Origin of the sequence: Methylobacterium indicum (genome assembly GCF_017347565.1) — a bacterium.
Classification (GTDB): domain Bacteria; phylum Pseudomonadota; class Alphaproteobacteria; order Rhizobiales; family Beijerinckiaceae; genus Methylobacterium; species Methylobacterium indicum.
In genome coordinates this window covers 39,666-60,098 of record NZ_AP024145.1, presented here as the reverse complement: position 1 = coordinate 60,098, position 20,433 = coordinate 39,666, and the positions used below count along the sequence as shown (strand labels likewise).

Here is a 20,433-nt window from a genome sequence, read left to right as displayed (position 1 = left end):
AAGCCATGACGCGGCGCATCCCTCGGACCGCGGCCCGACGGCATCGTCCAGGGCGTCTGGTGCAGCCATTACGCCCACCTCGTTTGGCCTCGCCAGCACCGAGGCGACCTGCATCTCTATGGCCACTCGCACGGCCGGCTGCCCGGCGCCGCCACGAGCACCGACGTCAGGGCCGCTGCTTCGGCTTCCGCCCGGTGACCCTCGACGAGATCCGCATCCGCCTCGCCGAGAACGCCGCCCGCGAGGGGGCTCGGCATGACCGCGTCATACGTCTCCCGGCTGTGGGTCTTCAGCGACCTGCATCAGGAATGGCCCGAGAACGCATGGGACCCGGCCACGCACGCGCTGCAGGGCGGCTTCGACGCGGCTGTCGTCGCCCGGCGACGTCCACATGCCGCTCACCCGCGCCCTCGACTGGCTTGCCGAGCGCATGCCAGGCGTCCCGGTTGTCTACGCGCCAGACAACCACGATTTCTGGTGGGACCGCGGCGAGGAGCGCTACACGCTCGCCGACCAGATGGCCCGAGGCTGCGAGCTCGCCGCCCGCTACGGCATCCACCTCCTCATGAATGACGCCGTCATGATCGGCGGACCCGCTTCGCCGGCGACACGCTTTGGACCGACTTCCGCCTCGGTTCGAGGCCCCCCTGCATGGCATGCGGTCCGCCCAGGGTAGGGAAGGGATGGTCGACTGTCGCCGGATCCGCACCGGCCCGCGCTCGCGCGCCCGCATCAAGCCGGGCGAGATCCTCGCGCTGCATCGGCGTACCCGCGCCTTCCTGGATGCCACCCTCGCCACGCCGCACGACGGCCCGACCGCGGTCGTCACCCACCACGCGCCCCACCCGGACAGGCTACCCGATCCCAGGGCCGACCTGCGCTGGTGCTACGCCTCGGACTTGTGCGACCTGATCCACGCACGTGGGCCGGCTCTATGGGTTCACGGGCACGTCCATACTGCCGCCGATTACCGCGTCGGGGCGACCCGGGTCGTCTGCAATCCGCGTGGCCATGCCGAGGAGGTCAGCGGCTTCGAGCCCGGCCGGACCCTGCATGCGGGAGGCTGACGCCGTGAGACCAAGATCGCGGCAACGAATGCAGGCTCCACGAACGACTTCGACGTCGATTAGAGAGAACCTCGCGCGCCATCGGATCGGAAGCCCAACTCGACGGGTGTCGGCCCTGGAGCGACACCCGTCGGAAGTTCAGGCCGATCCCGGCACTTCCGGTGCCTCGTAAACTAGCCGAGCCATTCTGGCGGTAATGGTTTCGCGTGCCGCGTCGATCCGAACGGGATCCGTCTTCACCGAAAGCCCATCCCGGGACGACCTTCCAAGGAAGTAGGCGATGCGCTCGGCGTTGGCCCCCGACGGATGCGGCATCCCGTCCAGCACCCGCTCGGGCACGAGATGGCCACGTCGGACCATTTCGTTGACCGCATCGGCCGCCTTGGGCCCGCACGGGACCCAGATGGCATGCGCCAAGACACTAGCTTCCTGGGCGAGACCCTCGTCCAGCTGCGCTCGGAGCAACGGCGTTCGCAACATTGAGGGGTTCCCGCGGTAGTTCTCGCCGGCCCGAAAGACTGGGAAGCGCAGAGCCGAAGTGAAGTGCACGAGTTGCGCGTGCGTCGACCACAACGATCCCGTGCTGGAGATTCCCAGGCTTCGATGGACGCCGATGTGATCTAGCATCGCGATTAGAGCGTTACGCATTGGTCCGGAGAAGCTTGCGAAGACCTTCGCTCGCGCTAGGGCATCCGGGTGGGAAGCGCCGGCGACGAGCGCCCGCCTGACCTCCAGCAGGGCGTTCCGCGCCTGCTCGGCGCCCGGCGTGATGCCGACGATCACGATCCTCGCCGTCGGCACGACGTGCTCGAAAGGCGCGTAGGAGACCGTCAGGTCGCCGGCACTCCCGATCACCAGGCGTCCCGAAAGGGTCGGATCCTCGCGGATCTCCGCCTCGGAAGCCGCGGTGATGACGGGAGCGAAGCGTGCGAGAAAGTCCGACATCTCGCCTCCTCAGCGCAGCCTAGCCGCGACCGCGAGCGCTTCATCGACGGTTTTCACGCTAACCGAGTAGGCCCGCTTGCCCCTGAACTCCGGCATGGCCTGCAAGGTGATGATGCGTCCCTTGCCGTCGCTCGCGCAGTCGCGCTCGACGCAGTCGAACCCGTCGGCGACGAGCGCCGCCCTCCAGCGCTCGTCCGCAGGGATCCAGACCTTCGCGGCGGTCTTCGTGGTGCGGCCGACGGCGAAGGCGAGCCCGGAAGTGGTCCGATACCGCAGCAGGTATTCGGCATGGCCGACGTCATGGACCCTGTAGGACGGATCCAGCGAGAAGGCGTGTTCGAGTTGGGAACCGAGGGGGGACGGTGCAGGCATCGACGCTCCGACGAGAGAAGGGCGCGTCACGGCCATCGACGAAAGGCAACCGCGCCACGCCCGCGGTCGAGTGGGGCGCGGTGGCAGTCCGTCGAGACAGCGACACGAGAGAACCGGCGGGCCGCGCCCGACCGGTGGGATCACGCTGCCAGGCGATCGTAGGGTTGTCCAATGGCAGCTTGAGGAAGTTTATGGCGCTGTGGGAAACTCGACCGGCAAGCGACCTTCTTCCTTCGCGTCGGCGTTCGGCGCACATCCGAACGATCGGCTTCGCCGCTCTGATCACATCGCTATCCGATCCTCTCCTCGACCATCCTGATGGCGGCTGGCAGATTCCTTCGCACGAAAAGGTCGTTCACACAGATGACTGGCTCGGACTGAGCGTACGGAAGTTCCCTAAGCGCCCTGTCCGTCGGGATCTTCATAGCGATGGGCGAGGCCAGGGCGATCCAGTGCTCCGCGCCGGTCTGTTTATTGGTGGCCAGGATGGGCACGGAGACCTTGTTGCCTGCCACCAGCCTTTCGACATCCCGGTCGAACGTGAACCTGTCGGAGAGTTGCCTCCTCAAGTCCGAGAACAGGACCTTCAACGAGATGGCGACCCGCTTGGGCGAATAGTCCGGAATGTCTCCCCCCAGGGCATGGCGTAGGAGCTGTTCCGCGAGTTGGCGGTCAAGCAACGGGTGGTCGAACTTGTTCTTGAAGCTTCTTAGGCACCGGTAGCATGACGCGTCACAGCATTCCGGGCAATCGCTCAGGATGGCGAGCGTCGCCTCGAACAGCTCTCCGGCGCGCTTGGCCAACTGAGGTGAGAAACCGGCGCCACCGGCGAGGGTGTCATAGAGGAAGATCTCGACCTCTTTGCCATGAGCCCCGGCCGGGGTCAGGGCCGGCCTGTATTCCGCGAGGATCTCCCCGGTCTCGATCTGCAGGAGCTTCGAGGCGGCTTTTGCTATAGCCTCGCACACCGTACGAAGGGCCGTCTCCGTCTCCGTATTGCCTGGCCGCAACTGGAAGGGCATCTCCAGCCGGATCGAGAAGAGGCAGATGTCCGCGATGAAATCGGTGCCAAGCACCACGTGCCTCGCGATCCGATTTCCTGGGCAGAGCTCTTCTTCAGAGTCCGGGTAGGGAGGCTTGTGGGGCTGGCCCAGGTTTTCGTCCTGATCCTTCTCGGCCTCGATGCGGCCGCAAGCCGTGCAATAGACATAGCCGTCCTCGCCTGGACCGGTGTTCGAGACAAGGAGGTTTCTCCGGGTCGGGAATGCCCGAACGCGGTCGTTGACGGCTACCCAGCCAGCCGCGTCTCCCGGAGTGGACATGACCAGCTTGGCCCGCGTCGCGTACGCGGTCTCGCTCTTCTCGTCCGGCTGGGAGGTCGCGACCATGCTGAAGGGGTGCGCGAAACCGGGCGGACGTATCCAACTGACGGCTGGGCCGAAGGACCCCTCCGTTTCGCAAGCCTCGCAAGCTATGGTTTGGTTCCTGCGCTCCCTGTCGTAGTCCATGGTCTTTGCATGATGGCAGACGTCGCACTCGTAGTAGAGCCTGCGCCCACGCCACGCCTTCTTGCGCTCTTCCTCGAAGGGTGAGTAGATCGCCTTCGACGTGTACTGCTTGTTCTTGATCCAGATCTGCTTGTTGGGCGCATATTGCGATAGGGCGATGTTCAAGCCCTGAGAGGGGGCGAAAAGCGTCTTGGCCTTGTACGAGGTGGAGTTCGGATCGAACACGTGGAACGAGGCTACGTCCGTCGGGAAGGCGTATCGCGGAAGCTTGCCACGATAAAGCAGCCGATCCAGCAGCTTGTCCGAGCCGGGGTCCGCCAGTTCGTCATCCGCGCTGGGCACCTCGGCGACTTCCTCGGGGTCCTTCTCGTTTTCCTCCAAGGTCAGCACCTCGACCGGAAGCGTCGGACCCTCATCGTCCGCGGTGGCGTCGCCGGTCCAGTCGATGGCGTCCTCGACGTTGTCAAGGACGTCGTCGCCATGGGTGGCGATGAGCAGGGCCCGATCCTCCGGTGTCAGCTCACTGGGCAGCCATCGGTCGAGCGCCTTCTCCAGTTCTCCTTTGGATTCCTGCAGCCAAGCCGCGAAGTCATTGCGGTTGAGCACCCCGCCGCCGCGAAACTCGTCGACCTTCCCGAGGACCGAGAACAGGTTCGCGTTTGTGAGGGGATCGACCCCGGGGATGCGATCCTCCGAGTAGCGCTGGATGATGAATGCACGGACGTGGCGGCGGGCGATGTCCACGTTCTCCAGGGTCAGGCGTGGATCGGTGACCGGCCCGGTGATCATCTCGTCCGGCTTGACGAAGTAGTGGTCGTCGTGGCTGTCCACGCTCCCAAAGGCGACGACGGTCGCGACGGCGTTGCCCCGGCGACCGGCACGTCCCGCCCTCTGCTGGTAGTTGGCACGACCCGGCGGCATGTTGCGCAGGGCGACGCCGGACAGCGCACCGATGTCGATGCCCACCTCCATCGTCGTAGTGCTCGACAGCACGTCGATTGCCGGCTCCGGCCGATCCGTCCCCCTCCAGGCCAGGTTGATGTCCTGGAAGCGGATCTCGTGAGCCTCCGCTTGGGAAAACGCGTCGTCGGGCTGGGCCGCGTTGAGCTGCGCGGTGTGCTCGGCCGCGATCAAAGAGAACGGTGACTGTGCCTCATCCCCCATCGCGGCCGTGACCGGCTTGCGATAGAAGCCCTTACGAGCCTCAAAGACCTTGTCGCGATCAGGGTCGAACGATTGAACGCTTTCTGAACCACAGTCGATGCACTTCCGCACGTGAGTGATCGGCCGGTGGACCGAGCGGCAAGTCTCACAACGTTGCCACTCGCCGGAGAATTCCAAAGTCAGATTTCTAGCCAGCAGACGCTGAGAGCCATCCTCGAACACCTTGGTAAACTTCTGCAACAGTATAGGCAGCCACTTATTTTCGAATATAGGACGAGTGCCTTTTATTCTGAAGATAATATCCATAGCGGTAAACTTACCAGCATGACCTTTGACCTCGTTCTGCGCCCAATCTCCGGGCATGCCCTTGAACCAGATCCCAGGTTTGCGGACCCAGCAGCGCAGCCAAGCCCTCAAAATCTCAGCCTTCTCCTCGGGTGTCGTTGCCAAGCCGGGCAGGTCCGGTAGGGTCGACAGTAAAGCCTTGTGCTTGTCTGCCTCCCGGATGCTCGCGACGGCAAGCGCCTCCAAGCCCAGGTGATTGTCACGGATCACCCGGACGATGGCCGAGAGCAGGTTCTGAGGGCAGGTCTCGTCAAGCAAATCCTCAACTTGTTCCTTGTCCACCTCGCTCCCGAACGAGCCCGAACCGACTGTCGGCATTGTCTCGCCCACCGCCAACTCGGGACGGATGCGGACGCGGTGTTTCTGGGCTGCCACCATCAGGCCCGCGAAGGTGCAATCGAGCGTGACCTTGTTTCCGAGCAACTCAGGATCACCCAGAATCTTGAGGCCGGCCGGGACGAGCGACCGGACGGTATCCCGCAGCGAGAAGGTCTGCAGGGTGGGAGCCAGGCGAGCCGCCATCTGGCGGGAATCGGAGAAGATCAGAACCTTCCGTCCGCGCAGGGGGGCGAAATCCGAGGCTTCCTGAGGGCCGGGCGGTTGGATGCGGATCTGCGTCGAGAGAAGGGCCTGGAAGGGCTGATCGCCTTTCGTCTGATGGTCCTGAACCGAGGACTGGTTGTAGGCGGCCCTGCCTTCGCAGCAACCGCAGGGCACGAACTGGCCGGGCGTGGCCCTCCGAGGTTCGTCATCGTCGTCGACGACCTCCGGAGCCTCAGGAGCCAGATAAACCTGCCGCACCCGGTTTCCCGGAATTTCGGGGTCGATCTTACCGTTCATCAAGTCGTAAACGGCAATGCGATGAGCGTCCGGATCAGGCGGCACCTCAAGCATGAGGTCGAACGGCTTGAGGACCTCGGCGCCTCCCTCATCGTTCTGGATCGGCGCGCCGGGTGCCGACCAGGTGTCGGTCGGGCGGTCAGGACGCGTGGCGTAGCCCCTGGCATACGAAGTCCCGCAATTCCTGCAGGTGAAGTATTCGAGGACGGTCGCGCCGCAGTCGCAACGCTCATGGGGCTGGGCATACATGCGCCCCGCCGGCCCGCCGCGTTCTTCGGACGGCAACTCCGAGCATTGCGGGTCCATGCAGACCCAGAGGCCGGCGAGACCACGGAAGAAGGTGTGGATGCGGCACGGCAGAAGGCTCGGCTGGTCGGGGGCTAGCTTGGCCCGACTGCCGAGCGCGAGGAGAGACGTGATGGCCGTATCGGCCCTGAGGCTGTCAACGCCCGGGAAGATGAGGCTGCCGAGGGCTCCCAGCGGCCGCGCGACCTTCATCGTCTCGTTCACGAGCATGTTGAACGGGGCGAACTCCTTGAGGGCGGCATGGAGGTTCGGCTCCAGGTCGCCTTCCGATGTCTGACCGCGATATTTCAGGAACGACGCCGTGGTCTGCCGCTGGAGGTCGGGGTCGGCCGAATAGAAGTCGTCCAGAACGACGCCTTCCAGGGCGGCCACGTCGGCCTCGTTGCCCGTATCGGCGGGCTTGCGGTGGTTTAGCGTCCCGGTCACGGGCACGAAGCTTTCCCTCGGCACGCCGGTGAGCGCCGCGCCGAAGCGGTCGGCGTTTTTGGTGTCGTCGAAACTGGCGGTCGAGCAGATGACCTGCAACCGGTCCGGGCCGATGCCGAGGCGCTCCCGCAGACGCCTCAGGAGAAGCCCCACCTCTGCACCCTGGGCGCCTCGGTAGAGGTGCGCCTCGTCCATGACGATAAGAAGCTTCTCCTCCGGGTTGTCCTGCAGCCACTCCTTGGTCTTGTCGAAGATCGGCCGCTCGATGGGCCGGAGCATCATGTACTCCAGCATCGAGTAGTTCGTGATCAGGAGATCCGGCGGATTCTCCTGGACCTCGTGGCGGGTGATCAGTTCGGCATCATGAGGGCGCAGAACGCCGCGCTTGGACTGCTTGTTCTTGCCCGGCCAGTGAGTTCCCGGCTTGCCGAACCAGGCGGAGACGCTTTCCTTCGACGGCCACTTGCCCCGCTTCGACAGTTCCGCGTGCAGGTGGCTGGCGCGGGCGTTCTCCTCCTCGCTGGTCGGCCCCTCGGCGCCGGGCAGCGCATTGGCGGCATCCTCGATGGCGCCGAAGAAGGTTCCGATGGTCGCTAGCCTCTTGCCGTCCTTCGCGGAGGAACGGACGCCGGCATAGGGGGTGCGGCTGGTGTACCGGGCGAAACGTGCGGGGCGCCCGGCCCATCCCTCGAACATCCTGACCGTGCGAGTGTCGCCGAACATCAGGCGCAGGCGGCCGAGTTGGTCGTTGACGAGCGCGTTCATCGGATAGAGCACGATGGCGCGGACCGCGTCGTACCGACGGAAGGATTTGGGCCTGTCACGCGCTTCGATGGCGAGCTTGCCGAGGATGGGCAGAAGGAACGACTCCGTCTTGCCGGATCCCGTCCCGGTCATGACCATCAGGTTTCGGCCGTTGCCCAGGGTCTCCCGGATGGCCGTGGCCTGATGGCTGTAGGGCGGGTTGAACACGAGGGGCTCGCCCTCCGAGGCATCCGCCAGCCTGCAGTAGGCCTCCTTGGCCGCCGCCGGGACGCCCTGCATGTCCTCGTACCGTCCCCCCGGGACGTAGCGTGGCGTGCTTTCGAGGAACGGGACCTGGTAGATGTTACCGACCTCGCCGAGCAGCCGGCGGCGTTGATCCACCATGCCAGGGTGGCCGATATGGTAGGTGGCCTCGATGTACTCTGTCAGTGTCCGACGGAGTTCGTCGATGGTTTGCTGGATCGTGGTTGTCATCGGGCGCTCAGTGTGTCGTTTCTTCGAGCCACAGGCAGTTCTTCAGGAAGTCCAGGACGTTCGGCAGTTCGTCGGGCCTGGTCGCGAACGCCATCAGGCACCGGGGACGCTGCGCCTCGGATCCCGAGACGAGCAGTCGACGCCGTGCCCACGAGGGAAGCGGCGAGAGGAACTCCACGAAGGTCGTGTCGTCGTTCCGGGCAACCCTGAACACCTGCCGCCTGCCGGCCAAGGCGTCCTGGGCCATCTGGATCCGCCAGGCGATGTCGGATGGCCTCCGGAGATCGCCGGCGGACGTGACGTCGAGGAGGCGCACCGGACGGCCGCCGTCGAGTTCCACGATGCACCACAGGTCCGCCCCGTAAGCCTGGGGTCGGCGCGCCACGAAGCGGCCCGACAGTCTCGCGGGCTGCACCCAGCGGCCCTTGTAGTAGCGGACGCTGCTCTCGACCGAGATGACCCGAAGGCCGTCGATCTCACCGCTGCGGTCCTGGGCCGCCAGCTTGTCCCACCAGACGCGGATGAAGGCCTCTGGCGTCTCCGCGCGTGGCAGGCGCAGCCAGCCCCTCTGGTCGAGCGCGGGAAACCCGTTTTCGGCGAGGAAGGTGCTCAGGTCCGAGGCGCCATCGCCGTCGAGGAAGCGCAAGGCGCCGACGTGGCGGACACGGCTCAAGGTCGAGGTGGGAAGCGGCGTGATCTCCTCGTTCCCAAGGCCCAGGATCACGCAAGAGTCGGCGCCCCGCATCACGTGATGGGGCGGGGCGGCCCGCATGACGAATGAGGCGCGCCCAGATCCTTCCACGGGTACTTGCATCTCAAGGAGGTCGCCGTAGGCAAGCAATTCCTCGGTGGCCTGCTCGACCATCGACGTGAGCGTTGCCCTGTCGGGCCAGAAGCCCCGAAGCGCCTCGACGGCCACGGTCTCTAGCGTCGAGCGACCGCAAGGCGCGACCGCGAGCGCCGCCCGGCGGATCACCTGGCAGACGAAGGCCACGGTTCGCTCCGCGTCCTGACCGGGATCCGGGACGCAGAGGGACGACGCGATCCGGGTGAACGCATCCTTGGGCGGGAGGACGTCGAAAGTCATGCGGCCACGTCCTTCGGTGCCACAGGCTCCGCATCGAAGGCGGTCACCGCACGAACGAGGAATGCCCCCCTGGCCAGACCCTTGTTGGCGGCGATCTCCTCTAACAGATCCCCTCCTCTTCGAGGATCCGCAAAGGTCAGGGCCGCGGGCTCCATGGCTATCTGCCAGGCCGTCCTGATGGCGTCGGCGTCGGAGCAAACCTGATACCGGATGGCCGCCTGTTGGAAGATCGGCAGCCCGTGCCTCGCCGCAAGGGGCCTGCCAGCGAACGCCTCGGCAAGGGTTCTGGCGAATGACGGGACCCCAACCATCTGCTGCAGGGTCCGGTCGCTCGTCACCTGCCGTTCGATGAACTCGCGCGAGGCGCGCAGCCAGTGAGGGCCGCAGAAGATTTCCAACAGCCGGGCGTCTAAGGCCTGGAGGGTCTGCCACCTGCGGATGGTGGCTAGGGGGCCCATGCAGTTCGCGCCGTTCCAGAGCCGCTGCAGGTTGACCAGCCGTGGGACCCTGCGGGGCTTTTGGCCGATGAAATCGAGGCGGGGTTCCAAGGCGAGATCACCCAGCGACGTCGGCTTCCCCGATGGCGAGAGGGCGATGACCGTGCGGTACCGCTTGCCATCGAGCATGGCGACGAACAGGGACCCTGTCGCCGCGAGCGGGACGCCGGCCATGCACGCATCGGCCGACATCGCCACTTTCACGTCCGGGGCCGTGAGGTCGTAACGCTCGACCGAAAGCTGTTCGGGCCGGTCCGCCTCATCGACCAGGCGGACCGTGACGCTCCCGCGCTCGCGGGAAACCCTCCAACGGAGCGGCTCGACCTTGTTGCGGAACGGCACGCGGGCAGAGCCGAGCTCGCCGGCATCAAAGACGATGTCGACCCTTGGCGAGGACTGGATGAGGTCCCAGCACTTCTCCTTGTTCAGCGGCTCGACGGCACGCCTGAACCAACCGGGGTCGGCCGGGAGCTCCCTCTCGCCGAGCCGCTCGGTTGCCTGAACATGGCCGTTGACGTCGAAGAACTCGGCCCTGGACGAGACCTTCCTGCGTGGCGGCCCAATAAGGGTGATGCGCGCCTGCCCCGCGAGGAGTTCGCCGAGCCTGGCCTCCGGTGGGTCGACGGAGGCCTTCAGCCCGCAGCGTTCGGAAGGTGCCTTCGACCAGGCCCGAGGCGCCCGCACGAGCGCGCGGAGCACCTCGGGCTGGACCCGTTCCGCCAATCCTTTGTCCATTGGCACGGCGTTAACCGTGATCGTTCCCGGACCGAGGGGAAGTCGCCCGAAGCTGCATAGGATCTCGGGTCGCCCGTCACCGGGTATTCTGACGGCCGGCGAGGAGCCGACGGCCACCTGATATTCCCGTACCGCGTAGTCGGCCGAGAGCCTGAGGATGATCTCGTCGTCAGGTGACCAGACCGACTGGCCCGTCGAAGGATCGAGGCTCGGCACGATGCCGGCAGGATCGATCCGAGCTCCCAGGCTGTAACCCAGGCCGACCCTCTCCAACGCGGCCAAGCGGATGCCGCTGAGTGCGTCGGGTAATTTCAGTTCGTAGAGGTTGGATCCTTCCGCCTCGTGGATTACCCCGAGCCTGAGTTCCTCGACCGCGGTGCGGGCAAGCGGCTGAGTGGATGCCAGCACGTAGGTCTGACCGACGCGAACGTGATGCCCCATGACCTGCCGGGCGACGCCGTCTGCCTGCACCCTCAACAGCCACGGCGATGGTCCAGGGACCGAGATCGCGCGACGGAGGGTCCGCTCGACGTTCGGCGTCTTCGTCTCGAAGTCGATGATCCGTTCCGTGGGCGGAAGGCGCGTGATCGCGGGTTCGGACCTGGAAAGGCTGAGGAGCGAACGTCCGGGTCGCCATGTGCCCTTCTCGTCGAAGAACCGAATCCTCGTCTTGTCGAGATCGGGATTGCCGATTTTCGCCGCCCTGAGGACCGCCCTGAAGTCGGGAAGTTGGAGCCTCATAACCCATGTCCCACCACCGGCACGCCGTGCGGTCAGCGAGGCGTGCCTTTCGATGGGTGCCGCTTCGACGGACCTCTCCTGAACTTGCTCGGGTTTGGCGGGCGCCGGCGCAAGGTGACGGGACTGCTTGAGGCCGGCCTCTCGGATCACCCGCCTGGCCTCGCGCAGCCACTCCTTTGCAGCCTGTCGTTGTTCGAGGTCGCCGATGATGCGAGAGAGGGTCTCCTTCTTGATGGGCGAGAGCCGTTCGCCTATGCCCTCGTCGCGCAAGGCGATGAACAGCATGCCGGTCAGGCTGACCTGCTCAAGGAAGTTCCCGAACCTGGTGTTCGTATCGGGGCCGGCCTTGCGCAGGACTTCGCCGATCTTGTCCGCCCCTTGGCCCTGGATGCTGGCGAGCCGATACCTGCATTCGTAGAGGAGCCGTGCGAACTGGGACTGGAGATCTTTCGGCAGGATCGAGTGTGTGATCGGCCAGGCAATAATTGAGAAGTGTTTCGCCCACGGACCTTCCGGGCGGATACCGCTGAACCGCTCGCCGAAGCGCTTGTACCAATCCCGGATTGTCGTGCGGCTGCCCATTGCCGCCCAGCCGGGGACGGCCCCTTCGAACGAGGTCCAGAACTCGACGCCGTCAAAGGCGTAGCCCACCTCGGCGGCTGCGGCGATCCAACATAGCCAATGGGCGTGGTCGAGCTTGCCCTTCCTCTTCAACTCGCCTGATAGCAAGAGCTTGAGCGAATGGATCTCCGGCTCGCTCAGGCCGTGTTCCAGCGCGAAGACGGGCAGACGGTTGGTCGCGCGCTGACCGCGCAGGGTGGCGAATTGCCTGTCGAGCCGACGGTTGAGGTCTGCCAGCATCGAGGTCTCCTTCACCCCGCTGCCGCGACGCCGGTCACGTCGGATGCGGTGCGCCGGCCCGAACCGTGGACGAGGTCGAGGATGCCCTGTCGCTCCCACGCGCGGAACTCGTCCTGCCGTTCCGCCCTGGGCACCATCCAGCGCTCGCGGGCGAGATCGCCGATCTGCGCCACGGTGAGCAGGTTCGAGGTGTCGAGAATGCCTTGTCCGGTGCGCAAAATCTCGGCGGCATTCGCACCGAAGGGGGCGTAGAAGACTTCCCGCCGGATGCCGTGCTTCAACACGGCTTCGTTCAGACCCAACTCGCCGATGGCGGCTCTGATAGTGCGGAGGCGCCAGTTGGGGCCTTGCCCGAAGCTGTGCTCGTCCGCGTATCGATGTCCACGGAGCCGCAGGAACTTGCGCATCTCAGTGAACAGGTGGTCGTTGATGTGGAAGTGGCCCCACCCCGTCGTGTAACCGATGCTCCTGAAATACGCCTCATCGCCGAGCTTGAGGCGGTTGTAGATCGAGGATCGACCCATTGAAGAGCTGGTCGTCACCGCCAGCAGCTTGGCGATCTTCGACTTGCCCGAAATGATCCCGGTGCTGACGCCGTAGGTGTTGGAAAAATCCTCGAACACGTCCCTTGAACGGACGACACAGGCGACGGCCTTGCCGCCGAGCAGCATGTTGTAGGGCGGGACGGCACCCAGGACGTATGCGTCGAGGATGCTGACGAGCCGATCCTTCCGGTCGTTTGCCGACCATCCGATGAGTTTGTCGCGTACGCTTAGGTTGAAGACCGGGTCACCGAGCGCGAAGATCCCAACCAGCTTTTCGTGGTGGTCGTCCCAAACGAGATACCTCATCCGCCGACCGAAGCCGAGGGAAACTGGCACAGACCAAGTCAGGGAAGCCAGGCGAAAAATATCGGCATGAACGCCGCGCTGCGGCACCCGGATAAGCCGAAGCTTGATCTTCGCAGGATCAATTTTCCGACCGTCCGCGAAATGCGCCAAAAGTTTATCTCCGCTCTCAGTGATGAAGCGAAGGTTGCTGGCAATGCGATCGCTCCTTTGCGCCGCATGAAGTCGGCGTACATGTTCCTTATCGTTTCCTGGAAGGACGAGAGAACCGTCTTCGGCCTTCGAAAAGCCAAGATCCCGGAAGTGCCGCCGCAGCTTGCGCTTCAGATGATCTTCTACAGGGTCGACATGGATTACCGTATTCAACCGCATCTGACGAATCGCTCGATCACCCGCCTGCGTCAATGATCGCATCCGGCGTGGAAAACGTCAGGTGGCGAAAACATGGCCTACCCATCGCGCCCACAAGCGATTCATCACCCATTCGCTCTATGGTTGCATACGAGTTTCATGCGGCCAAGCTATTTCTCTGAGGTTGCCGCACGGCAGGTAAACACCCGTTGGGATTTGGAACGCGGCCGCCCGTTCGGGGCCGGCGAAAGAGATCGACAGGCATCCGTTTAAGCTTATTAGGCAAGTATCCTCTCACGCGTGGCACCATCGAGTCGTTCTTCAGCTCCCTGAAGAGGCCTTGTCGGATCTAAACCGGCCAGTCCTTCCCCAACGTGGTTGAGAAGAGGGTCTACCCTTCAGAAGAGATGGCGAGCCTGCTCGTCGAAGAACTCTACTTCGCCCTCGTGCGCTTCACCGTCGACGGCTATCGGAAGAGGACGGCATCACCTACGTCCACGGCCGGTACACGTCCTCTCAATCAGCCCGGTCCAAAGCGGGCCGGTCAGGCCGATCTACTAAAGCCAATCTATTCGGCCCGAGCGCCGACCCGTGGATCCCGGCGCCCTGGACTTGCGCCCGCCTGAAGCCCACGACAGGGTTAACCGCCGGTAAACCCTCGATCGCTCTCCCCGTTATCCACCGGTTCGATAAAATTTGCCGGATCGACGCCGGCCCGGATTGACCGCGATTCCCGCCGTTCTGTATCTGTTTCCCTGCGCCTCGACGGCGCCCCATGCGCTTCCGGCCCGGTGCCGGAGCCCCATCCCGCCCTCGAAGCTGACGCTCGGGCGGACCCAGCCCGGAAAGCTCTCCCGATGACCCTGTGCGCACCGCGAAAACGGGTGACCCGCCGGCGTTCCAACCGGCCCGTGACGCCCGTCGCCATTCCTGGCCGGCGTCGCGTCCCCCGCACCGAACCGAAACCTCCCGGGGTCTGACCGGGCCGCGATCGCGGCCGGCTGCCTCGCGCATGGAGGCAGCCATCATGTCCAACTCCCAGACCGGCGGAAAGCCGAAGCACGGCAACGACGCGTTCTTTCCCGGTGAGATGCCGCGCGACGAGGCGGGATTTCCCGCCGACGACGCCCAGACGCCCTACGTCCGGCACGGCCTCGCCGGCCTGCGGGCCGCGCGGGAGGTGCTGCCCGCCGCCGCGCTCCTCGAAGCCCTCGGCCCGGCCGGCCTGCGCCGTCTGCGCGCACCGGGGAGCCTGGCTGTCGTCGTCGAGGTGCCCTCGGCCGACTGGTGCCAGCACGTCGGCAGCGCCCTGCGCGACATCGCCCCCTTCGTCCATGTCGAGGTCCGGGACGGCTCCTCGAAGACCCAGCACAAGCCGAGCGAGGGCAACGACAAGGTCGCGCGGCTCCTCAGCGAGGGGGCTCGGGTCGCCGGGGTCTCGCACGCGCCGGAGCGCTATTTGCCCGAGACCCTCGTCGCAGCGGCCGATCTCGTCGTCCGCATCGGCCCGCCCTCGAACCGGGTCGTCGCGGAAGTCATTCGCGCCGCCACTGGCAAGCGCGCCCGCCGCATGCCCCGGGCGGTCGCGGGGTCGCTCAACCTCGACGAGCTGACCTCGCAGATCCGGATCGGCTCGACGCCCCGCGACTGCATCGCGCGGATCCGCTCGATCGCCGAGGCGCGCTCGGGCATCGATCCCCAGCTCGGCGAGGTGCCGGACCTGGAGACACTCCACGGCTACGGCGGCCCTGCGATGGGGTGGGCGAGGGATCTCGTCCGGGACCTGGACGCCTGGCGCGAGGGCCGCCTCGACTGGTCCGCGGTTTAGCGGACCGCGCTGCTCTACGGCCCGCCCGAGACGGGGAAGACCTCCTTTGTCCTGTCTGTGGCGAAGGCCGCGCGCATCCCGCTCGTCGCGACGTCCGTGACTGGGTGGTTCACCGGCTCGAACGGGTACCTCGACGGCGTCTTGAAGGCCTTCGAGGGCAAGCTCGCCCTCGCCGCGGCCCAGGCCCCGGCACTGCTGTTCCTCGACGAGGTCGATGCGATCCCGAGCCGCGATGGCTTGAGCGCCCGCGGACGCGACTGGTGGACCCCCGTCATCACGGGGGTGCTCGCCGCCCTCGACAGCACGACCTCCGGCGACGCCTCCAGGCTCATCGTCGTCGGCGCTACCAACCACCTGTCGGCCCTCGATCCGGCGATGATCCGGCCCGGTCGGCCGTTCCCGCCGATCGAGATCACGCGCCCCTCGGCCGAGGATCTCGCGAGCATCCTCCGGCAGCACCTCGGTGCCGACCTGCCCGGCGAGGACCTAATGCCGGTGGTGATGCTCGGCACCGGCGCCACCGGGGCGGAAGCGGTCGGGTGGATCAAGGCCGCGCGCTCCGCGGCCCGTGTCGAGGGACGTCGTATGACCGTGGCCGACCTCGCCCGTTCCGTGTCGTCCGAGGAAGATCGGACCCCCGAGGAGCTCGCGGTCTGCGCGCGTCACGAGGCGGCCCATGCCGTCGCGGCCCGGATCCGCGACGTGGCACGCTTCGCTCTGTGAGCGTCGCGATGGGCGCCGGGACGGCCGGTTCGGTCCGCGCCCTGCTCCATGGTCGAACCCTGATGACGAGAGATGCGGAACCCGTCGATGTCGCGCTGGCTGCGCCATCACTCCACGCTTGCGACCGTGATCCGTACCAAGCCACGGCCCGGCATGGCCCCGTAGACCGCGATAGAGCGATGCGACACTGGCTTCCAGGCGATCGCCGAGGATCACACCCTCGCCTCCGTCCTTGCAGCCTACAGCCCGGACGTGCCCGCGATCGTCTGCGTCGACGCGGCCGGGTGCCCCACGGCGCTCCTATCGGCCGCCGACATCGTCGCCTACGCCTCGGATCGGCTGGTTGGCACCATGATCGACTTCGGCGAGCACAGTGTCGCCGACCTCATGGCCTCCGGCGTCGTTCGCGGGCGCTGGACCCGCGTCGCCGCCGACGCGCCGCTCGCTGAGCTCGTCGACGCCGTCAAGGGACCCGGCATCCGGGGCGTGATCGTCGTCGAGGAACGTCACAGCGCCCGGATCCCGCGGGGCATCCTCCTGCGCGCCCACCGCCGGTACTGAGCGCAGCATTGCGACGCGGGCGTGAAGCCGAGCCGGCCGGGGCGAGCCCGTGTAGGAACCGGCATGGGGCCACAGGTCGGCCCGGCGGTCTCGCAGTCGATGGTTCAGGGACGCGCGATCGACGTCGTCAGGCTTGGCCCATGCCCCGCTCTCGCCGCCCACCGCAAATTGCCGTGTGGTTCGTGTTCGGCACCGGGGACCAAGCGGAAACCGACGTGCGATCAATCGCACCATTCGAGGTCGAAATCCGGCACGGGGATCTCGGCAGCGTAAAAGGAGTCGTTCACGGACAACTCGGTGACCATGCCGCGATGGTTCGGCATGTGGATCGAGCAGAAGGGCGGTAACTCGCCCGGACGGTTCGGATGCTCGAAGACGTGCGCCTCGCCCGCCACGCCGAGGTGCGCGAAGCCGAGCCTCGCGAGGTAGGCCGCGACGTCCGCGAACCGGATGCAGTGGATCAAGGGCCGCTTACGCCACGTCGTAGATCACGGCGGAGGGCGCCGCGTCGGCGTGCCCGCGGCGGAGCTCAATGAGCTCGACCATCTTCATGAGGTTGTGTGCGGCCTCGGCGTCCGACTTACCTCGGGCCAGGAGGCCACGGAAATCGCGGCTGGTCGCCGTGTGGCGTCCCTCGCGGTCCTTCCCGTAGTCGATGTTCAGCTTCATGGATGCGACCTCTGCATCGACACCATACGCCTGCCTTTCAAGCGCCACAACACCCATACGTTCCCGGTCCTCGTCGCTCGGGTCCGCTTTGGCGGCAGGCGCCTTGATCCTATCGACGAGCCAATTCCTTAGATCGCGCCACCATCGCATCGACTGTCCACCGGTCCATTTCGGCGTCCGCCTCCGCGTGAGAGCGGTAGCGATAGACGCCCATCGGGATGACCCGGGGCATTAAACGTGCGTTCTCCACGCTGGCCTCGATCTCCTGGGGTGTCGGTCCCCTCTATCAATTAATGGCAGGCGGCATTTGCCAATGATGCGCATGTTCCTTGCCTCCTTCGGTTGGCCAGTCGACCTACCCTGACACCAGTAGACTTCGGGGACAATGGATCGCTCAGATGCAACTCGTCGGTGCTGTGGCGGGAAGCACGAACGATACGACCGACGCGAGGGAATTTCTGGGCCCTCGCCACCTCGCGAGGGCTGCGTAATGTAGCATAACCTCCTGATGTCGTGGCCGCCGCTTGCAGGTTGACTTCTTTTACTAACTAGACTTCCAGGACTCTCATGCTCGATGGGCCGCAAGGTGTCAATATCTTGGATTGCGCGAGTGCCACCAAATGTCCGATGTGCGGTCTAAAGCAGGCCCTCTCCTGACGGTAAAGCGGACTGGGGTTTGATAGTCAGGTCGTTGCTTCACACTATATTTAGGAAGAAACCCTGATCTGTCTTAGCATGGCGCCAAATACTGGGGCGCCTTACCGCTCCTGGCGATCCCTGGCCTGCAGGGCCTCCTCGACGATTTCGGCCACCCGCTGCGCCGTGGCGCCGGCGAGCTTCCCCCGAAGGGCGACGATGCGGTGAGTTGGCGTCCCCGGCGCCGACACGACCAGGCGGCCATCGGCCGGGAGGATGACCGTCGCAACGAGGTCCTCCTCCTGAACGGGCGGCTGCACCTCCATCTCAGCTATCGAAGCGGCCAGGCGGGCGCGGTCGGCGCGCAGCTCCTCCAGCCTCGCATCCTTTTCAGCGAGAGCCTGCCTCATCCGCCGTAGCGTCTCCGACCTGACGGCCTCCCTCAGATCGCTCATGCCGACCCCCATGCATGGAGGCATCCTCGGGCCGGCCGGGGCCCGGGGCAAGCCCAGCCGGGTGCGGAGGTCAGGCCCGCGCGGCGGCCGCCTCCACGATGCGCTCGACCGTCGGGCTCACCATCCCGAGCACCCACCCGTTCCGGCGTCCGGTCAGAATGCAGCCGATCACCACCCGGATCCGGGCGAGCCGGTCGCGCGGCGTGTCCCTGTCCGTGAAGGGGCTGAGGAGGTCCTCGTTGTCGGGCGAGAACGAGCGCCCCGCGAACCGGCCGACGAGGGCCGCGACTTCCTCGTCAGTGGCGCGGGGCAGCGCTTCGCGGATGAGGGCCTCGGGGATGCTGAGCTCGATAACGCGCATGGGAAGGCTCCTGCCCGGCGCGGCGGCGGGTGCGATCGATGGGAGCCCTCAAGGGGATGCGGGAGGCTGACCGGCCGGAGCCGGTCCCCTGTGCCGGGATGATGACCCCGCGGAGGGCGCGCCGCAAGGGCGGGGTCTGTCCGGTAAGCGGACACACCGGAGGGGAGGGGGCTCACCGCCGAAGCTTCTTCTCCGCCTTGGGCTTCCGCGGCCGGCCAGGTCCCCTGACAACGGGCTCGGGATCCGGAGTGGGCCCGGGCGGCTCGACCGACGGGGCCGCCCGTAGCATCCGCTCGACGATCGGGCGCTCGCGCTCGTAGGCTTCCAGCACGTGCCGGACCCACACGCTCATCCCCTTCGCCTTGAGCGGGAAGCGCTGCGCCCGAGCGTAGACCCGGCGCGTGATGTCCTCGACCCTGGCATCTTCGTCATCCTTTTTGCCGGTGCTGTGCGCCAGGATCGCGCTGCCGGCGCCGCCGAGTTCCTCGTCGGCGAGGTAGGAGGAGAGCGTCCGGCGGGCATCGTGCGGGGTCCAGTGCCGAACCCCCACGAGCTTCAGCCAGTCCCGCTTGCGGACGGTCACGGCGCCCTTCTTGCCCGCCTTCGTCTTTCCCTGGAGACGGTAGAGGAGCTGGTTCAGGCCATCGGAGGTGACGTGCTTGCCGCTCGCCCGGCTCGGGAATAGCCAGTTGCTATCGTTGTCCCGCTCGAACCGGGCGAGGATCGCCAGTGCCTCGGGCGGGATCGGGAGGCCGTGCGGGCGGGCCGCGCTCGTGCCGCCCTTCATTTCTTCGCCGGTCCAAGTCCAGGCGAGCCAGCCGGGATGGTCGGGCACGTCGATGATGCCATCCCGCCGGGTCCCGCCAAGCGCGCCGGTCCGCTGCGCGGTCAGGACGACGGCCCACAGGGCCGCGATCGTCCCCGGGGTGGTCTCCTGGTCTGTGCCGCCGAGCGCCCGGCAGTGCTCCGCGACGAGGATCGTCCGGACGAGCTCGGTGACCGTCGGCGTGTGCTCGCGCGTTCCCGCCTTGTACCGGACCTTGGCCCGATTGGACCACCACGGGACATCCTGCTCCGTCCAGCCGCAAAGTCCCGAGTGATCGCTGTGCCCCCAGTCGAGCGCCGCACGGGCGTTCGCCATCGCCCGGGATGCGGTGCTCGGGGCCTGATTCCGCACCAGGGCGTCACGCACGCGCTCGAAGTCCGCGAGGGTGATGTCGCAGACCGGCGTCTCCGCGATCTCGGCGAACTCCGGCAGCCGAAGGGCGCGCTCGTACTGGCTGTCCCATCCCTCGCGCAAGGTCGGCAGGTGATGCTCAAGGAACAAGTCGAGGAGGTCACGCCATTCCCAGGGCCCATCGCGCCGACGATCCTCCTCGGTCCGCTTCGGCCGGCGAGGCTCGAACGGCGGGTAGGCGAGCTCGACCGCCTCCGGCAGGGCCGCGCCCTCGCCAAGGGACCGCTCGAAGATCTCGGCGTCGAACTTCGGGTCGAACCCGGCGGCGAAGTCCAGGCGCGCGCGGGCCGCTGCGATCCGCGCGGCCTGCAGGTCCATCACGTCGACGCCCCCGAGCCGGATCGTCCCCCGGCGGTGGCGCAGGTACCAGGTGCCGCTGGCCTTCGTGACACGCAGCGTCAGGCCGGTCGCGTCCTTGGCCGTGTCGGCGAACTCGATGCCCCGGCCCGGGACCCGTCCTTCGTCGATCAGCCGCATCGCTCTCGCCACGGTCTCGGCCGTGAGATGGACGCGCTCGCGCTCGTAGCCGCCTCGCTCCTTCGCCTTCGCCACCGTGCCCTCCGCGCGGGATACAACGGGGATACAACACGGCGCCCGGAGGCCCAGCAACGCAGTGGAATGCGCAGAGGCA

The 20,433-nt window shown here is 66.3% G+C and carries 17 protein-coding genes; 5 read left to right on the top strand and 12 right to left on the bottom strand.

Translation table 11 applies throughout. The annotated features are described in order from the left end of the window. Positions 1 to 116 precede the first annotated feature (116 nt). On the bottom strand, positions 117 to 257 hold the full coding sequence (locus miv_RS33870) for a hypothetical protein (RefSeq protein WP_207180793.1): 141 nt from the start codon (positions 255 to 257) through the stop codon (positions 117 to 119). A gap of 134 nt (positions 258 to 391) precedes the next feature. Between miv_RS33870 and miv_RS33150 the strand changes: the two genes are divergently transcribed. Next, a complete protein-coding gene (locus miv_RS33150; protein ID WP_244748808.1) occupies positions 392 to 676 on the top strand; it encodes a hypothetical protein in 285 nt (94 codons plus the stop codon). A 7-nt stretch (positions 677 to 683) separates the two neighbouring features. After that, positions 684 to 1,067, top strand: coding sequence for a metallophosphoesterase family protein (locus miv_RS33145; RefSeq protein ID WP_244748807.1), 384 nt, complete (start codon positions 684 to 686; stop codon positions 1,065 to 1,067). Between the two features lie 138 nt (positions 1,068 to 1,205). Here miv_RS33145 and miv_RS00265 read toward each other — a convergent pair whose 3' ends face one another. From miv_RS00265 to miv_RS00240, 6 genes are all read right to left on the bottom strand, one after another. Beyond that, positions 1,206 to 2,012 (bottom strand): hypothetical protein, encoded by an 807-nt coding sequence (locus miv_RS00265; protein WP_207180792.1) that lies wholly within the window; start codon positions 2,010 to 2,012, stop codon positions 1,206 to 1,208. Between the two features lie 9 nt (positions 2,013 to 2,021). Next, entirely contained in the window at positions 2,022 to 2,384 is a 363-nt protein-coding gene (locus tag miv_RS00260; protein ID WP_207180791.1) for a hypothetical protein, read from the bottom strand. 290 nt (positions 2,385 to 2,674) lie between these two features. Next, the gene (locus miv_RS00255; RefSeq protein WP_207180790.1) at positions 2,675 to 8,212 is read right to left on the bottom strand and encodes a DEAD/DEAH box helicase; all 5,538 of its coding nucleotides are present in this window, start codon (positions 8,210 to 8,212) and stop codon (positions 2,675 to 2,677) included. A gap of 7 nt (positions 8,213 to 8,219) precedes the next feature. After that, entirely contained in the window at positions 8,220 to 9,299 is a 1,080-nt protein-coding gene (locus miv_RS00250) for a hypothetical protein (RefSeq protein WP_207180789.1), read from the bottom strand. After that, entirely contained in the window at positions 9,296 to 12,133 is a 2,838-nt protein-coding gene (locus miv_RS00245; RefSeq protein ID WP_207180788.1) for a hypothetical protein, read from the bottom strand. Before miv_RS00245 ends, miv_RS00250 begins: the two co-directional genes overlap by 4 nt. Positions 12,134 to 12,144: 11 nt before the next feature. Next, positions 12,145 to 13,353 carry a Druantia anti-phage system protein DruA gene (locus tag miv_RS00240; RefSeq protein ID WP_244749109.1) on the bottom strand — a complete coding sequence of 403 codons (1,209 nt, stop codon included), beginning with the start codon at positions 13,351 to 13,353 and terminating at the stop codon, positions 12,145 to 12,147. Between the two features lie 1,006 nt (positions 13,354 to 14,359). Here miv_RS00240 and miv_RS00235 point away from each other — a divergent pair. The 3 genes from miv_RS00235 (at position 14,360) to miv_RS00225 (ending at position 16,444) form a co-directional block, all read left to right on the top strand. Further along, positions 14,360 to 15,160 carry a hypothetical protein gene (locus tag miv_RS00235; protein WP_207180784.1) on the top strand — a complete coding sequence of 267 codons (801 nt, stop codon included), beginning with the start codon at positions 14,360 to 14,362 and terminating at the stop codon, positions 15,158 to 15,160. A gap of 57 nt (positions 15,161 to 15,217) precedes the next feature. Beyond that, positions 15,218 to 15,883, top strand: a complete 666-nt coding sequence (locus miv_RS00230) for an AAA family ATPase (protein ID WP_244748806.1) — start codon at positions 15,218 to 15,220, stop codon at positions 15,881 to 15,883. Between the two features lie 252 nt (positions 15,884 to 16,135). Further along, positions 16,136 to 16,444: a CBS domain-containing protein gene (locus tag miv_RS00225; protein WP_207180782.1), complete on the top strand. Its 309-nt coding sequence runs from the start codon at positions 16,136 to 16,138 to the stop codon at positions 16,442 to 16,444. 221 nt (positions 16,445 to 16,665) lie between these two features. Here miv_RS00225 and miv_RS00220 read toward each other — a convergent pair whose 3' ends face one another. From miv_RS00220 to miv_RS00200, 5 genes are all read right to left on the bottom strand, one after another. Then, on the bottom strand, positions 16,666 to 16,908 hold the full coding sequence (locus miv_RS00220) for a hypothetical protein (protein ID WP_207180780.1): 243 nt from the start codon (positions 16,906 to 16,908) through the stop codon (positions 16,666 to 16,668). A 7-nt stretch (positions 16,909 to 16,915) separates the two neighbouring features. Further along, positions 16,916 to 17,113: a hypothetical protein gene (locus tag miv_RS00215; protein ID WP_207180778.1), complete on the bottom strand. Its 198-nt coding sequence runs from the start codon at positions 17,111 to 17,113 to the stop codon at positions 16,916 to 16,918. A 758-nt stretch (positions 17,114 to 17,871) separates the two neighbouring features. Further along, positions 17,872 to 18,159 (bottom strand): hypothetical protein, encoded by a 288-nt coding sequence (locus miv_RS00210; RefSeq protein ID WP_207180776.1) that lies wholly within the window; start codon positions 18,157 to 18,159, stop codon positions 17,872 to 17,874. Positions 18,160 to 18,274: 115 nt separating this feature from the next. Further along, the gene (locus miv_RS00205) at positions 18,275 to 18,565 is read right to left on the bottom strand and encodes a hypothetical protein (RefSeq protein WP_207180774.1); all 291 of its coding nucleotides are present in this window, start codon (positions 18,563 to 18,565) and stop codon (positions 18,275 to 18,277) included. A gap of 172 nt (positions 18,566 to 18,737) precedes the next feature. Beyond that, positions 18,738 to 20,354, bottom strand: coding sequence for a tyrosine-type recombinase/integrase (locus tag miv_RS00200; protein ID WP_207180772.1), 1,617 nt, complete (start codon positions 20,352 to 20,354; stop codon positions 18,738 to 18,740). Between the last annotated feature and the right edge of the window lie 79 nt (positions 20,355 to 20,433).

Excerpts from the sequence above, each read along its gene's own strand:
- miv_RS33870 (WP_207180793.1), bottom strand. The coding sequence starts at position 257 with ATGCCGAGCCCCCTCGCGGGCGGCGTTCTCGGCGAGGCGGATGCGGAT.
- miv_RS33150 (WP_244748808.1), top strand. The coding sequence starts at position 392 with ATGCCGCTCACCCGCGCCCTCGACTGGCTTGCCGAGCGCATGCCAGGC.
- miv_RS33145 (WP_244748807.1), top strand. The coding sequence starts at position 684 with ATGGTCGACTGTCGCCGGATCCGCACCGGCCCGCGCTCGCGCGCCCGC.
- miv_RS00265 (WP_207180792.1), bottom strand. The coding sequence starts at position 2,012 with ATGTCGGACTTTCTCGCACGCTTCGCTCCCGTCATCACCGCGGCTTCC.
- miv_RS00260 (WP_207180791.1), bottom strand. The coding sequence starts at position 2,384 with ATGCCTGCACCGTCCCCCCTCGGTTCCCAACTCGAACACGCCTTCTCG.
- miv_RS00255 (WP_207180790.1), bottom strand. The coding sequence starts at position 8,212 with ATGACAACCACGATCCAGCAAACCATCGACGAACTCCGTCGGACACTG.
- miv_RS00250 (WP_207180789.1), bottom strand. The coding sequence starts at position 9,299 with ATGACTTTCGACGTCCTCCCGCCCAAGGATGCGTTCACCCGGATCGCG.
- miv_RS00245 (WP_207180788.1), bottom strand. The coding sequence starts at position 12,133 with ATGCTGGCAGACCTCAACCGTCGGCTCGACAGGCAATTCGCCACCCTG.
- miv_RS00240 (WP_244749109.1), bottom strand. The coding sequence starts at position 13,353 with ATGCGGTTGAATACGGTAATCCATGTCGACCCTGTAGAAGATCATCTG.
- miv_RS00235 (WP_207180784.1), top strand. The coding sequence starts at position 14,360 with ATGTCCAACTCCCAGACCGGCGGAAAGCCGAAGCACGGCAACGACGCG.
- miv_RS00215 (WP_207180778.1), bottom strand. The coding sequence starts at position 17,113 with ATGAAGCTGAACATCGACTACGGGAAGGACCGCGAGGGACGCCACACG.
- miv_RS00210 (WP_207180776.1), bottom strand. The coding sequence starts at position 18,159 with ATGAGGCAGGCTCTCGCTGAAAAGGATGCGAGGCTGGAGGAGCTGCGC.
- miv_RS00205 (WP_207180774.1), bottom strand. The coding sequence starts at position 18,565 with ATGCGCGTTATCGAGCTCAGCATCCCCGAGGCCCTCATCCGCGAAGCG.